This window comes from Amycolatopsis sp. NPDC003676 (assembly GCF_053587275.1).
Window position 1 is genome coordinate 1 of sequence record NZ_JBSFNS010000159.1, and the last position, 14,553, is coordinate 14,553.

Here is a 14,553-nt window from a genome sequence, read left to right on the forward strand (position 1 = left end):
GGCCGTGCACGCTGCTCCTCGACACGCCGACGCGATCCCGCGTTGTGGTCCAGTTAGCTGGGCGTGGGCGGAGTGATCACGGACTGGCTCGTTGTCTCGGGGTTGTCGGCTCGCTCGTGGCGAGACGGTTTCGAGCGGGTGTTGGGCCGGCGTGCTGATTTTCGCGAAACGGCCGGTGCTTCCTTCGTGGGGGCACCGGCCGTTTTTGTGCGGTGATGAGGCCGGGCGGGTCTTGGTGGGCGGAGGCGGTCGGGGGTAGCGGGGTCCCGTACGGCGGACGCGTGGGGGCGGTTTGCCCAAGCATGCTGGGGCGCGGGTGCGGCCCCGGTCGCGGGCTCTCGGTGGGTATCCGTATTGTTGCGCAGGGTAAGGCAAGGTTACCCTAAGAAAGGCGGTTCCATGGCGGATGCGCCCTCAGTGCCGGCGGCCTCCAAGTCCGGTGTCGCTTCGGCGGAGTGGCTCGCCGGAGGGGTCGGCGGCGCGGACCGGTTGGGCCAGCTGCTTCCCGCGGCGTTGCGCGGGATGGCGGCGGGTACGGCGGAACGCGGCGGGCCGGTTCCGGCCGGTGGCCCGGCCGCGGTCGCGGCCTCGCTCGCTCGTGGCCAGTCCTCCGGGCTCGCGCGGGACGGAGTGGGCGCGGAGCAAGCCTTGGAAGAGCTGTCCGCGCTGCTTGCCGCTGGATCCGCCGATCCTGCCGATCCGGCGTGCGCCGCGCATCTGCACTGTCCGCCGCTGGCGGTTTCCGTCGCCGCTGATGTCGTCGCTTCCGCGCTGAACCCGTCCATGGACTCCTGGGACCAGGCCCCGGTCGCGAGCGAGATCGAGCGCGAGTTCACCACGGGGCTCGCCCGGCTCTGCTATCCGGACGCCGCCCGCCCGGACGCCGTCGTCACCTCCGGCGGCACCGAATCCAACCTCCTCGGACTCCTGCTCGCTCGCGAATCCGGTGTCACACGACCGGTTTGCGGCGCTAATTCGCACCACAGCGTCGCTCGCGCGGCGTGGCTGCTCGGGCTGCCCGCACCGGTCGTGGTGCCGTGCGTGGACGACCGGATGGTCCCGTCCGCGCTGGCCGAGGCGTTGGCATCGCTCGGCGCGCAGGCCGTGGTGGTCGCGACCGCGGGCACCACCAACACCGGACGGATCGACCCGTTGCCGGAGATCGCCGAGATCTGCCGCCGGACTGGAGCGCGGCTGCACGTCGACGCGGCGTACGGCGGTCTCGCGCTCTGCAGCGAGACTCTCCGTTCTCGCGTCGCAGGTCTGGAGCTTGCCGATTCGGTAGCGCTTGACCTGCACAAATTCGGTTGGCAACCGGTCGCGGCTGGGGTGTTCTGCGCGCGCGGGGAGGCTGATCTGCAGGCACTTACCGTCCGCGCCGAGTACCTCAACGCCGATGACGACACTGAAGCTGGACTGCCCGATTTGCTCGGCCGTTCGCTGCGGACGTCTCGGCGTCCGGACGCGTTCCGGATGGCGGTCACGCTGCGCGCGCTCGGCACGTCCGGGATCGGTGCGCTGGTGGAACGCTGCTGTGCCAACGCTTCCGGCGTGCATGCGATGGTCGAGGACCATCCGGCGTTGCGGTCGTGGGGTGCGCCTGAACTGTCCACAGTGGTTTTCCGGCCGGTGGTGGCGGACGAGCTGGCCGGGGACGACCTGGTCGCGCAGGTGCGCCGGACGTTGCTGGAAGACGGCACCGCGGTGATCGGCCGTGGCGCGCTGCCGACTGGTCCGGACGGTACTTCGCAGCTGTGGCTCAAGCTCACCCTCCTGCACCCGCACACCACGCCCGCCGACTACCGGCCGCTGCTCGACGCGGTGGCCACCGTCGCGGCCGACCTGCGTGCGACTGTCTCGCGGGAAAGCCCGGTCGCCTCGTGAGGCGCTATGACGTCGCCGGGGTCGGGATCGGGCCGTTCAACCTGTCGCTGGCCGCGCTGGCGGATCCCCTCGACCAGCTGGAGGTCGTGCTGTTCGACGCGCGCCCTGAGTTCCGCTGGCACCCCGGGTTGCTCCTGGACGGTGCGACGCTGCAGGTCCCGTTCCTTGCCGATCTGGTGACGCTCGTCGACCCGACCAGCCGCCACTCGTTCCTCAACTACCTGCGGGAACGCGGCCGGTTGCTGCCGTTCTATTTCGCCGAGCGGTTCCATCTGCCGCGCGCCGAGTACGACGATTACGGACGCTGGGCGGCGTCCCGGCTGCCGTCGTGCCGGTTCGGGCACGAGGTCACCGGGCTGCGCTGGATCGACCGCGAAGACGCGTTCGAGCTGACCGTCTCTGGTTCAGATCCGGTGCTGGCGGCGGCTGTCGTGCTCGGTGTCGGCACGCAGCCGAGCGTGCCGGAACCGTTGCAGCCCTTGGTGTCCGCGTCGGACGTGCTCGCCCTGCATTCCGCTGACTACCTCGCGTGCCGGTCTGAGCTGATCGCCGCGGATTCGGTGACGGTCGTCGGTTCGGGACAATCAGGAGCGGAGGTGTTTCTCGACCTGCTGCGTTCGCGGTCCACTATGGACGGTCTGCGCTGGCTTGCGCGCACGACGGCCTTCGCGCCGATGGAATACTCCAAGCTCGGCCTGGAGCAGTTCACCCCGGACTACACGGCGTACTTCCACGGCCTGCCCGAAACGGTCCGCGACCAGCTTCTTCCGACGCAATGGCAGCTGTACCAAGGGATCGACGCCGAGACGATGGCGGAGATCCACGACGAGCTGTACCGGCGGAGCATCGGCGGCGGCTGGCCGGGCGCGGTGCTGACGCCGGGCGTCGAGGTGGTGTCCGCGACCGTCGGCGACGGGATCGAACTGGGGCTGCGGCATGCCCAGCAAGGAACGACCGCGGTGCATCGGACGTCCGCGGTGGTAGCTGCCACCGGCTACGCGGAAACGCCGACCGGGCCGTTGCTGCAGGGGCTCGGCGAAGCGGTTCGCCGCGACGCGCAGAGGCGGCTCGTGATCGGTGCCGACTATCGCGTCGAACTCGATGTGCCGGGGCCGTTGTTCGTGCAGAACGCGGAACGGCACACGCACGGTCCCGGCGCGCCGGATCTCGGGCTCGGCGCGTGGCGGGCAGCGGCGATTCTCAATGCGGTATGCGGAAAACCGGTGTACGACCTGCCCGAGCGGACGGCGTTCACCACGTTCGGCCTCGACCAGACGGAGGACCAGTGACCCTGACCGACGATGCCGCTTGGCGGGCCGCGGGCTCGCTCGTCACGCACAAAATGCTCGGCGAGCTGTCTTACGAAGCGATGCTGGTGCCGCAACCCGGCGAACCGACGCGGGCCGGACATCGCAGCTGGCAGCTCGATCTTCCCGACGACGTGTCGTACCGCTTCGAAGCACGCCGAGGCGCGTTCGAATCGTGGACCGTGCTGCCCGGCAGTGCAATCCGGGTCGCTCGCGGTGCGGAAGCTCCGGCGGACGACCCGCGCACGCTGATCGTCGACGCGCGCGAACGGCTCGGGCTCACCGGCCTCCGGCTCGCCGACGTCCTCGCCGAGCTGACCTCGACGGTCGCCAACGAGGCCACCCGGCTGCTCCGCGCACCGACCGCCGCCGCGCTGTCCACGATGGACTACAACCTCGCCGACGGTCACCTCACCGGCCACCCCCGGCTGGTGCTGAACAAGGGCCGCGTCGGGTTTTCCGCCCGCGACCGCGCCCGCTACGCGCCTGAATCCGGTGCCGACATCCGGCTGCGGTGGTACGCCGTGCATCGCGATCTCGCGCAGTTCCGCAGCGTCGCCGGGCTCGACGCGGAAACATTGCTGCGCGAGGAGCTGGACGAGCCGACCCGCGCCGAGTTCACGGCTCGCACGGTGCGTCTCGGCCCTCTCGCCGACTACGTCTGGGTGCCGGTGCATCCTTGGCAGGCCGACGAAATCATCGGCACGCTTTACGCCGCCGAGCTGGCGACCGGCCGGATGGCCGAGCTGGGGGAGAGCAGCGACGTCTACCGTCCACATCAGACTGTACGGACCCTCGCCAATAGCTCGCGGCCCGATCGGCGTGACGTGAAAACCGCGGTCTCCGTAAGGAATACGCTCGTCTACCGCGGCCTGAACTCCGCGGCGACGCTCGCCGGGCCGTCGGTCACCGAATGGCTGCGCGGGATCGACGCGGCCGATCCGCTGCTGTCCGAGAAATACCGCTTCGAGCTGCTCGGCGAGGTGGCGAGCGTTTCGGTGCGGCATCCGCTGTTCGGGTCGCTGGAGGAGCTGCCGTACCGGTTCCACGAGACGCTCGGTGCGCTGTGGCGGGAGCCGCTCGTCGCCCGGCTCGGCGAGGGGGAGCAGGCGATCTCGTTCGCGGCCTTGCCGTACCGCGATGCCGCCGGGGAAACCGTCCTGACCAGGCTGATCACGCAGTCCGGCGACGGTGCGGAGGCGTGGTTGTCGCGGCTGTTCGACCTGCTGCTCACGCCGTTGCTGCACTGGCTGCTCCAGTACGGAGTCGGATTCTGCCCGCACGGCCAGAATCTCGTGCTGGTGGTGGACGAGGAAGGCCGCCCATTGCGCGTCGCGATCAAGGACTTCGCGCAGGGCGTCGACCTGCTGGACGAGGAATTGCCCTGCTACGCGGACCTTCCGCCGGACGCCGATGCCGACATGCTGCGCTGGCCCGCGCATCTGCTCGCCCAGTCGCTGTTCAGCTCGGTTTTCTCCGGCCAGCTGCGGTTCTGGGCGGAGCTGCTGCTGGACGATCTCGACCTGGCGCGCGGCGACTTCTGGGCGTTGGTGCGGGAGGTAGTCGGCCGCTATCGCGACGAAAACCCCGAGGTGGCCGAGCGATTCGACGCTTGTCGACTGTTCGCGCCGGACGTCGAGCGCGTCACGCTCAACCGCGAACACCTCGCCGGACAGGGGTTCGACAAGGTCGAGCGCGACGACGAGTTCGACGTCCGCTGGGGTCGTGTGCCGAACCCGTTGCGCGCGCCCGATCCGGACGGTGCCTGGTGAGCCCGTTCGACCGTCCGGTCGGGCCTCGTTCGCTGGCAGTGCGCGCCGAAGCGGGCTCGGCGGCGGCGGAAGTGTTGCGTCGAGTGCTTGCCGAGGACGGCGCTCGGCTGGTGCTGTTGGTGCCCGATCCGCACGCGCGGTTCGCGGCGGTCGAGCTGGCCGCGCCGTTCGCCGCCGAGGTGCTGGACAGCGGATACGGCGTGTGCGGCTACATCTTCGCTTGGACACCGGAGCGGGAGCCGTTGCCGGAGATCGGCCCGCTGAAGCCGTATCTCGGCGGGTTCGGCGACCTGCGCGTGCGGCTCGACGCGGCGACGGCGCATCCGCTCGGCGACCGGACGTGGGCGGTGGTCGGGGACGCGGAGTTCCCGTCCGGCGAACCGGCCGGGCTCGCGCCGCGGACGGTGTTGCGCAGGCAGCTGGCGCGGTTGGAAGAGCACGGGCTGGTTCCGTCGATCGGGATCGAGCACGAGGTGGTTTTCCGGAACCTGGAAGGAGATCCGCTCACCGGGCATGGCGTGGACTACGCCGTCGGCGGCACCGAACGCCTCGCGCCGCTGCTCGCTGATCTGCGCTCCGCCACGGCCGATCTGGGCGTGGAATCGGCGCGGGCGGAGTGCCATCCGGGTCAGTACGAGGTCGTCCTGCGGCATCGCGACGCGCTCGCGGCCTGCGATGACGCGCTGCTGCTGCAGATGGTGACCCGGCGGGTAGCCGCTGAGCACGATGTGCAAGCCGACTATCTCGCCGCGCCGGAGCCCGGTCAGGGGAATTCCTGTCACGTCCACCTGTCACTGTCCACATCAGACGGACCAGTCGGGTTTCCGTTCGCGCTGGCGGCTTTTCTCGCCGGAGTGCTGCGGGACGCGCGGGCGTTGTCCGCGGTCTGGGCTCCGACGTGGAACAGCTACGTCCGGCTCCGGACCGCCCCGTTCTCGCCGCGCGAACTGCGCTGGGGGCCGGATGACCGGACCGCGTCGATCCGGCTGTGCGGGACGTCGTCCGCGCCGCGGCTGGAGTTCCGCTTCGCGGGGGCCGATGCTCAGCCGCACCTCGTCGTCGCTGCGCTGATCGCCGCTGGCACCGCTGGCCTGGCCGAGCAGCTGTCGCCGCCTGACGCGGGCGCCCTGAGCGGACAGCTGGCGTCGTCGCCGTGGGAGGCGCTGGCGTTGCTGGAGGAGGGGCGGGCCGCCGAGTTGCTGGGGGAGGACGTCGCCGCGCAGCAGGCCGCCTTGCTGCGCGAGGAACTCGACGCCGCGCTCGGGTCGGTCGCCGATCTGCACCGCCGCCGGGGCGCCTTGCGGTCCTGACCAGCCGAATTGTTGCTGACGAGCCGGTGCCGACCCGGTCGTGAGGACTTGCGCGGACTGCCGCGAGTGCGCAGGCTCGGGGCCGTGAGCGAATACGAGTACGACCTCATCGTCATCGGCTCGGGCCCGGGAGGGCAGAAAGCCGCCATCGCGGCGGCGAAACTGGGGAAGAAAGTCGCCGTCGTCGACCGGCACGACATGGTCGGCGGCGTGTGCGTCAACACGGGCACCATCCCGTCCAAGACGCTGCGCGAAGCCGTGCTGTACCTGACCGGGATGAACCAGCGCGAGCTGTACGGCGCGAGCTACCGGGTGAAACAGGACATCACCATCGCGGATCTGATGGCGCGCACGCAGCACGTCATCGGGCGCGAGGTCCAGGTGGTGCGTGCGCAACTGCTGCGCAACCACGTCGATCTCATCGGCGGCATCGGCTCGTTCGCCGACCCGCACACGGTCCTGGTCGACGGCAAACACCGCGGCGACCGGCGCACGATCACCGGCGACTACGTCGTCATCGCGACCGGCACCCGTCCCGCGCGCCCGGACCACGTCGACTTCGACGCCGCGCGCGTGCTCGACTCGGACGAGATCCTGGCGATGGAGACGATCCCGTCGTCGCTGGTCGTGGTGGGTGCGGGGGTGATCGGGATCGAGTACGCGTCGATGTTCGCCGCGCTCGGCTCGCGGGTGACGGTGGTCGAGCAGCGCGACCAGATGCTCGACTTCTGCGACCCGGAGATCGTGGAATCGCTGAAGTTCCAGCTGCGCGACCTCGGTGTCACGTTCCGGTTCGGGGAGAAGGTCGCGAACGTCGCGGTCTCCGACGACGCCACCGTGACGACGCTGGTCAGCGGCAAGCGGATCCCGGCGGACGCGGTGATGTACTCGGCCGGCCGCCAGGGCATGACCGGCGCGCTGGCGCTGGAGAACGCGGGTCTGAGTGCGGACAAACGCGGCAGGCTGGAGGTCGACGAGCACTACCGGACCTCGGTCGAGCACGTGTACGCGGTCGGCGACGTGATCGGCTTCCCGGCTTTGGCGGCGACCTCGATGGATCAGGGCCGTCTTGCCGCGTACCACGCGTTCGGCGAACCGGCGAACGACATCGGCGCGTTGCAGCCGATCGGGATCTACACGATCCCGGAGATCTCGTACGTGGGTGCGACCGAGGCGCAGCTGACGTCGTCTTCGGTGCCGTACGAGGTCGGTATCGCGCGCTATCGGGAGCTGGCGCGCGGGCAGATTTCCGGGGACAGCTATGGGATGTTGAAGCTGCTGGTGTCGACGGCGGACCGGAAGTTGCTGGGAGTGCACGTATTCGGTACCGGCGCGACTGATCTCGTGCACATCGGACAGGCGGTGATGGGCTGCGGCGGGACAGTGGATTACCTGGTGGACGCGGTGTTCAACTACCCGACGCTGTCCGAGGCGTACAAGGTGGCGGCGCTCGACGCGACGAACAAGATCCGCGCCTTGGAGCGCTTCGGCGGCTGAGCCGTTCGTCGCTCGTTCGAGGGGTGTTCGAACATATGTTTGACACGGCTTTAGAACATGTGTTCGACTGTTGGGGTGCGTTGGGAACAGTTGCGAGCGGGGAAGGAGGAGCCGGCACTCCCCGGTCTCGGTGCCTTCGGGGACGTGGTGCGCTCGGTGCGGGCGCCGGAGTTCGGCGGCGTCACCTTTCACGAGGTGCGCGCCCGGTCCGTGCTGAACCGGGTGCCCGTGTCGTCCGCGGTGCCGTTCCGGTGGTCGGTCAATCCGTATCGCGGGTGTTCGCACGCGTGCACGTACTGCCTCGAAGGCGACACGCCGGTCCTGATGGCCGACGGCCGCTCGAAGCCGATCGCCGACCTGCGCGTGGGCGACCGGATCATGGGCACGCGCGGGCACGGCGTCGCGCGCAGGCTCGTGCCCACCGAGGTGCTCGCGCACTGGACCACGGTGCGCCCGGCGTACCGCGTCACGCTCGACGACGGCACGCGGATCGTCGCCGGGCCGGACCACCGGTTCCTCAGCGCACGCGGCTGGAAGTACGTCACCGGCAGCAAACTCGGCACCGCGCAACGGCCGCACCTGGAACCCGGCACAGAACTGGTCGGCGCGGGCCGGTTCGCCCGCACGCCGGACGACACGCTCGGCTACCGCGCCGGTTATCTGTGCGGAATGCTGCGCTCAGGCGGTTTCGCCGCGGAATCGGACGCCGCCTCGCGAGCGCTGGCGTACCTCCCGGATTTCGGCTCGTCAGTGGGCTTCATGCGAATCCCGCGAGAGCCAGACGCCCACTGGGCACGCGGATTCCTAGCCGGGCTCTTCGACCTCGCGGGCGGCTACCGGCGCGGCACGCTCTCCATCGCGCACGACGAGAACGAAGTCGTGGACATGCTGTTCGCCGCACTGGACCGTTTCTCGTTCAGCTATGACACCGTCGGCCATCGCCAGCACCCCGGCCGCCGCCAAGCGCGGCTCACCGGCGGAACCGGAGAAGTGCTGCGCTTCCTGCACCTGGTCGATCCCGCGGTCGAATGGAAACGCTCCCTGGACGGCACAGTGATCGGCGGCGTCCGGCGCACGGTCACGAGCGTCGCGCCGGTGGGTCTGGAGTTGCCGCTGTTCGACATCACGACGGGCACCAGCGATTTCATCGCCGACGGGATGGTGTCGCACAACTGCTTCGCTCGGAACACCCACACCTACCTGGACTTCGATGCCGGCCGGGATTTCGATACGCAGGTCGTGGTCAAGGTCAACGCCCCGGAAGTGCTGACCGCGCAACTGAAACGCCCGAGCTGGCAACGAGAACCGGTCGCGATGGGCACGAACACTGATCCTTACCAACGCGTCGAAGGCCGTTACCGGTTGATGCCCGGGATCATCCGCGCACTCGCCGACTCCGGGACGCCGCTGTCGATCCTCACGAAGGGCACCATGCTGAGCCGGGACCTGCCTTTGCTGGAGTCGGTGAGCAAGGACGTCCCGGTCCACCTGGCAGTGTCACTGGCCCTGCTGGACGGTGACCTGCAACGTCGTCTGGAACCCGGCACCCCCACCCCGCGCGCCCGGCTGGACCTCATCCGCAAAGCCGCGGCGGCCGGGCTTCCGTGCTCAGTAATGGTCGCGCCAGTGCTGCCGTACCTGACGGATTCCCCCGAGGCGCTAGACCCGCTTTTCGCCCAACTAGCCGAGGCTGGGGCGACCAGAGTGACAGTGCTGCCGCTGCACCTGCGACCAGGCGCCCGGGAGTGGTTCGCCGAGTGGCTGAAACGGGAGTACCCCGGGCTGGCCCCGCGATACCGCCGCCTGTACGCCCGGGGAAGCTACGCCGACCGCGGCTACCGAGAACGCCTGGCCACGGTGGTAGGCCCATTGCTGCGACGGCACGGGCTGGATCCGCGGGCACCCCGGGCGCATTCGGAAACCCGGACGGACGCGGCTCCACCGGAGGAGACGGGGACCGCGGTACCGGAACAACGAGCGGGGGAGGCTGAACAGTTGCGGCTCTTGTGACTTGCTGGGCTGGTGGCTTCCGGCGCAGCCTAGGCTGATCGAGCAGTCCAGACTGAGCCGGGAGCCGGGAGCCGGGAGCCGGAAGCCGCACCGCGCGACTGCCGCTTGGTGCGACTGCGGCTTGGGGCGGCGAGCCTGCCCGCTGCCCGGGGCGGACGGCAGTCCCGTGACCCAGGCGACCCGGAGTCCGCACTGCGATCCATGCGGTGAGGTGGGCTGACCAGGCGGCCTGCCGCCCGCGGCTTGCACGAGCCCGCTCCGCCAGCTCTGATCGCTGCCCGAATCCACTGCCTCCCGTCATCCGACCCCCGCTGTCCGCACCATCTCCGCCCCGCCGAGCCCGCACTGCCGTCCGAGCCCGCCGCCGTCCCAGCCGCGCGGCGCGAGCCTGCGTCTCCCCGCGCACCCACCCGCCACTCCAGCCCCACCACACCCACCCCGAGCCCGCTCACCACCCGGCCCCGCCGCCCCTCACGGCCCCAACCCCCGCTGCCTCAACGACCCCGACCCAAACCTGCCCGCGCCCCCCGTCACCGGGTTCGTTAGCCTCTGTATCCGGCGAAATGCGTGCTCGGCCGAACAACCGAAAACGCCGCCGCACCCGAACTCGTGGACCTAGGGAGAGCAGTCGCAGTGCTCCGCACTCATCAAGCCGGCACTCTGCGTGCCGGGCAGGCCGGTCAGACCGTCACCCTCACCGGCTGGGTGGCGCGGCGGCGCGATCACGGCGGAGTCATCTTCATCGATCTCCGGGACGCCAGCGGCGTCGCGCAGGTCGTGTTCCGCGAGGGCGAGATGGCCGAGCGCGCGCACGCGCTGCGCTCCGAGTTCTGCGTGAAGGTCGTCGGCGAGGTGTCGCGACGGCCCGAGGGCAACGCGAACCCGGACATCGCCACCGGCGAGATCGAGGTCCTCGCCACCGAGCTGGAAGTGCTGTCCGAGGCCGCTCCGCTGCCGTTCCCGATCGACGATCGGGTCGACGTCGGCGAGGAGGTCCGGCTCAAGTACCGCTACCTCGACCTGCGCCGCAGCGGCCCGGCGGCCGCGATCCGGCTGCGCAGCGAGGTCAGCCGCGTCGCGCGCGAGGTGCTGCACGGGCAGGACTTCGTCGAGATCGAGACGCCGACGATGACCCGCTCCACCCCGGAAGGCGCCCGCGACTTCCTCGTGCCCGCGCGGCTCAAGCCCGGCTCCTGGTACGCGCTCCCGCAGTCGCCGCAGCTGTTCAAGCAGCTGCTCATGGTCGGCGGCATGGAACGCTACTTCCAGATCGCCCGCTGCTACCGCGACGAGGACTTCCGCGCCGACCGGCAGCCCGAGTTCACCCAGCTCGACATCGAGATGAGCTTCGTCGAGCAGGACGACGTCATCGCGGTCGGCGAGGCCATCGTGAAGTCGCTCTGGAAGCTGATCGGCCACGAGATCGCCACCCCGATCCCGCGGATCACCTACCGCGAGTCGATGGCCAAGTACGGCTCCGACAAGCCGGACCTGCGCTTCGACCTCGAGATCACCGAGCTCACCGACTTCTTCGCCGACACGCCGTTCCGCGTGTTCCAGGCTCCGTACGTGGGCGCGGTCGTCATGGCGGGCGGGGCTTCGCAGCCGCGCCGTCAGCTTGACGCCTGGCAGGAGTGGGCGAAGCAGCGCGGCGCGAAGGGCCTGGCGTACGTCCTGGTCAACGAGGACGGCACGCTCGGCGGCCCGGTCGCCAAGAACCTTTCCGAGACCGAGCGCGCGAACGTCGCGGAAGCCGCGGGCGCGAAGCCCGGCGACTGCATCTTCTTCGCCGCGGGCAAGATTTCCGCCGCGCAGCCGCTGCTCGGCGCCGCGCGCGACGAGATCGGCCGCAAGCTCGGCCTGATCGACGAGGACGCCTGGTCGTTCGTGTGGGTCGTGGACGCGCCGCTGTTCGCGCCGGTCGAGGACATTGGCGACGACGTCGCGGTCGGCTCCGGCAAGTGGACCGCCGTGCACCACGCGTTCACCTCGCCGACCCCGGAGTGGATCGACAAGTTCGAGCAGGACCCGGGCAACGCGCTCGCCTACGCGTACGACCTCGTCTGCAACGGCAACGAGATCGGCGGCGGCTCGATCCGTATCCACCGCGAGGACGTCCAGAAGCGCGTGTTCGCGCTGATGGGACTCGGCGAGGAGGAAGCGCAGGAGAAGTTCGGCTTCCTGCTCGAAGCGTTCCAGTTCGGCGCGCCCCCGCACGGCGGCATCGCGTTCGGCTGGGACCGCATCGTGATGCTGCTGGCCAAGGCCGACTCGCTGCGCGACGTGATCGCGTTCCCGAAGACCGGCGGCGGCTACGACCCGCTCACCGCCGCGCCCGCGCCGATCACCGCGCAGCAGCGCAAGGAAGCCGGGATCGACGCGAAACCGGTTGTCCCGCAGAACAAATCGGCTGCCGCACAGGAGAAGTAGCGGCGTGTCCGTCGAGAACGGCTGGCAGGGCGGGGCGGTCTAGTGCTGCACCTCAGGGCGATCTGCCCGCCGGAGCGCACTGACGAGACGCTGGAGCTGCTGCGCACCCATCCGGGCGCGGCGCACCTGATCGTGCACCGCGGGGCGTCCGTCTCGCCCGAGGGTGACCTCATCGAGGCGGACATCGCGCGGGAAGCGGCCGACGACATCGTCGACGCACTGTGCACGCTCGGTCTCGACCGCAGCGGCGGCATCACCATGGAATCGCTGGACACGGCGCTTTCCGATGCCGCCGACGCGGCCGAGGAAGCCGCTCCCGGCGAAGGCGCGGACGCGGTCGTGTGGCAGGAGCTGCTCGGCCGCACCGGCGAGGAATCCCGGTGGAACGCCACGTTCCAGGCGTTCCTCGCCATCGCGTGCCTGCTCGCCGCGGTCGGCGTGCTCACCGATTCGTCGGTCACGATCGTCGGCGCGATGGTGGTCGGTCCCGAGTTCGGCCCGCTCGCTGCGATCGCGGTCGGCGTGGTGCTGGGCCGCTGGGACCTGGTCCGCCGGGCCGGGGTCGCGCTGGCGCTCGGATTCCCGGTCTCCATGGCGATCACGCTGCTCGGCGTCCTGCTCGGCAGCACGGCCGGGCTCTTCGACCCGCACGCGATCGTCAACAACCACCAGGTCGATTTCGTGTACCAGGTCGGGCCCGCGTCGTTCGTGGTGGCATTGCTCGCCGGGGCGGCCGGAATGCTCGCGATGACGTCGGCGAAATCGGCCGCGCTCGTCGGCGTGTTCATTTCGGTGACGACCGTTCCGGCGGCCGGTTACGCGATGGTCGCGGCCGTCGCGGGGCGATGGGACCGGGCCGGTTTTTCTGTGCTGCAGCTGCTGGTCAACCTCTTCGGAATCGTTCTTGCTGCGGCCATTGTGCTGATAGTTCGCCGACGCAAGCAACGTTCCGCGGCATTGCTGCGTCCGCTTTCCCGTGGGTGAATCCGGGCGCGTCCCGGCGCCCGGAACGTTGTGGTCATGGTTGCTCAGTCACGAGTAGGGTCGGTGACAATGACAGTCGACACCTCCTCCGCCGGCGACGCCGGAGTCCGGGCGGAAGCCGGGGAACTCGCCGTCGCCGCGGCCGTCGCGGCGGGCGAGGCGGTGCTCACGCGCCGGTTCGGGAGCGCGATCACGCTGGTTTCGCCGGAACACCTCTCCGGGAGCGGACCGGCGACAGTCGTCCGGGCGCGGGTCGTGTCGTCCTCGTTCGCGTTGCCGCGGACGTTGGTGGTCAAGCATTATCCGGATCCGCCGGAAGCCGGTCGGGTCGATCCGTTCGCTCAGGAGGCTGTGAGCTACCAGCTGTTCACCGCGTTGGCTCCGGACGAGCGGATGTGTCCTGAGCTGCTGGCTCACGACGGCGGGCATCGGGTGCTGGTGATCGAGGACCTCGGGCGCGCGCCTACTTTGCAGGACAAGCTGGCTGCCCGGGACTCTCGTGCGGCCGAGCGGGCTCTGTTGTCTTGGGCTCGGTCGTTGGGGCGACTGCACGCTAGTACTGCTAGTCGTGAAGCGGATTTCAATGCGTTGCTGCGGCGACTGGGCGGGCCGGTGCGGACCGACAATGACGGGCTGTCGGGTCTGGTCGACGACGTTGAAGAGCTGTTGTCCGAGTTGCTCGATGTGCCTGTTCCCGAGGCGGTGCGTGAGCGCCTTGCCGAGGCTGTCGCTCAGGCTCGGTCGGCTGCTTTTCGGGCGTTCAGTCCGGTCGAGCTTGCTCCGGAGAACAACCTGGTCACGGGGTCTGGGGTTCGGTTTTTGGACTTCGAGCGGGGGCGGGTTCGCACTGCGCTGGTAGACGCGTCGTGTCTGCGGTTGCCGTTCGTGTCCGATCCTCGGGCGATGGCCCTGCCCGCGGGGATGAGCGAGGCGATGATCGCTGCTTGGCGGGCTGAGATCGTCGACGTGTGGCCGTCGTTCGCTGATGACGTCGAGTTGGCTCGGCAGCTCACTGTCAGTGAGATGTTGCAGGTTTGGCAGGTTACCCGGGATTTGCTTCCTCGGCTTGATCTGAGTCGGCATGCGACTCCGGTCAGCCGGGAGGCTGCGCTGGTTACTTGGTGGCGTGAGTTGGCTCGGCATGCGGGGTATTCGCGGTTGACTGAGGTTGCCGAGCACTCCACGCGGGTTGCTGCTGCGTTGGGGGCTCGGTTGGGGCCGCATGCTGATTTGGCGTTTTATCCTGCGTTTCGGTGAGGTTCGGCTCGTCGCCTGGCGGCGACATCGCTTGGTGGTTGCGTGGGGCACCCCGAAGCGTGAGTGTGCTGACGGTCTGGGGGTGCTTGTCAAGGCGGGAAA

The 14,553-nt window shown here is 69.6% G+C and carries 9 protein-coding genes; all 9 read left to right on the forward strand.

From position 1 onward, the window contains the following. Positions 1-399: 399 nt before the first annotated feature. The 9 genes from ACWDNU_RS42065 (at position 400) to ACWDNU_RS42105 (ending at position 14,451) form a co-directional block, all read left to right on the forward strand. Positions 400-1,884, forward strand: coding sequence for a pyridoxal phosphate-dependent decarboxylase family protein (locus ACWDNU_RS42065; protein WP_449672957.1), 1,485 nt, complete (start codon positions 400-402; stop codon positions 1,882-1,884). After that, the gene (locus ACWDNU_RS42070) at positions 1,881-3,173 is read left to right on the forward strand and encodes a lysine N(6)-hydroxylase/L-ornithine N(5)-oxygenase family protein (RefSeq protein ID WP_449672958.1); all 1,293 of its coding nucleotides are present in this window, start codon (positions 1,881-1,883) and stop codon (positions 3,171-3,173) included. The genes ACWDNU_RS42065 and ACWDNU_RS42070 overlap by 4 nt, the downstream gene beginning before the upstream one ends. Beyond that, positions 3,170-4,963, forward strand: a complete 1,794-nt coding sequence (locus ACWDNU_RS42075) for an IucA/IucC family protein (RefSeq protein ID WP_449672959.1) — start codon at positions 3,170-3,172, stop codon at positions 4,961-4,963. The genes ACWDNU_RS42070 and ACWDNU_RS42075 overlap by 4 nt, the downstream gene beginning before the upstream one ends. Then, positions 4,960-6,273: a glutamine synthetase gene (locus tag ACWDNU_RS42080; protein WP_449672960.1), complete on the forward strand. Its 1,314-nt coding sequence runs from the start codon at positions 4,960-4,962 to the stop codon at positions 6,271-6,273. The genes ACWDNU_RS42075 and ACWDNU_RS42080 overlap by 4 nt, the downstream gene beginning before the upstream one ends. 84 nt (positions 6,274-6,357) lie before the next feature. Further along, positions 6,358-7,770 (forward strand): Si-specific NAD(P)(+) transhydrogenase, encoded by a 1,413-nt coding sequence (gene sthA / locus ACWDNU_RS42085; RefSeq protein WP_370938810.1) that lies wholly within the window; start codon positions 6,358-6,360, stop codon positions 7,768-7,770. A gap of 75 nt (positions 7,771-7,845) precedes the next feature. Then, positions 7,846-9,780, forward strand: a complete 1,935-nt coding sequence (locus ACWDNU_RS42090; RefSeq protein WP_449672961.1) for an intein-containing Rv2578c family radical SAM protein — start codon at positions 7,846-7,848, stop codon at positions 9,778-9,780. Positions 9,781-10,413: 633 nt separating this feature from the next. Then, the gene (gene aspS / locus ACWDNU_RS42095; protein WP_370938808.1) at positions 10,414-12,210 is read left to right on the forward strand and encodes an aspartate--tRNA ligase; all 1,797 of its coding nucleotides are present in this window, start codon (positions 10,414-10,416) and stop codon (positions 12,208-12,210) included. A gap of 42 nt (positions 12,211-12,252) precedes the next feature. Beyond that, a complete protein-coding gene (locus ACWDNU_RS42100) occupies positions 12,253-13,194 on the forward strand; it encodes a DUF389 domain-containing protein (protein WP_370938807.1) in 942 nt (313 codons plus the stop codon). 69 nt (positions 13,195-13,263) lie between these two features. Continuing rightward, positions 13,264-14,451 (forward strand): phosphotransferase, encoded by a 1,188-nt coding sequence (locus tag ACWDNU_RS42105; protein ID WP_370938806.1) that lies wholly within the window; start codon positions 13,264-13,266, stop codon positions 14,449-14,451. Positions 14,452-14,553 lie beyond the last annotated feature (102 nt).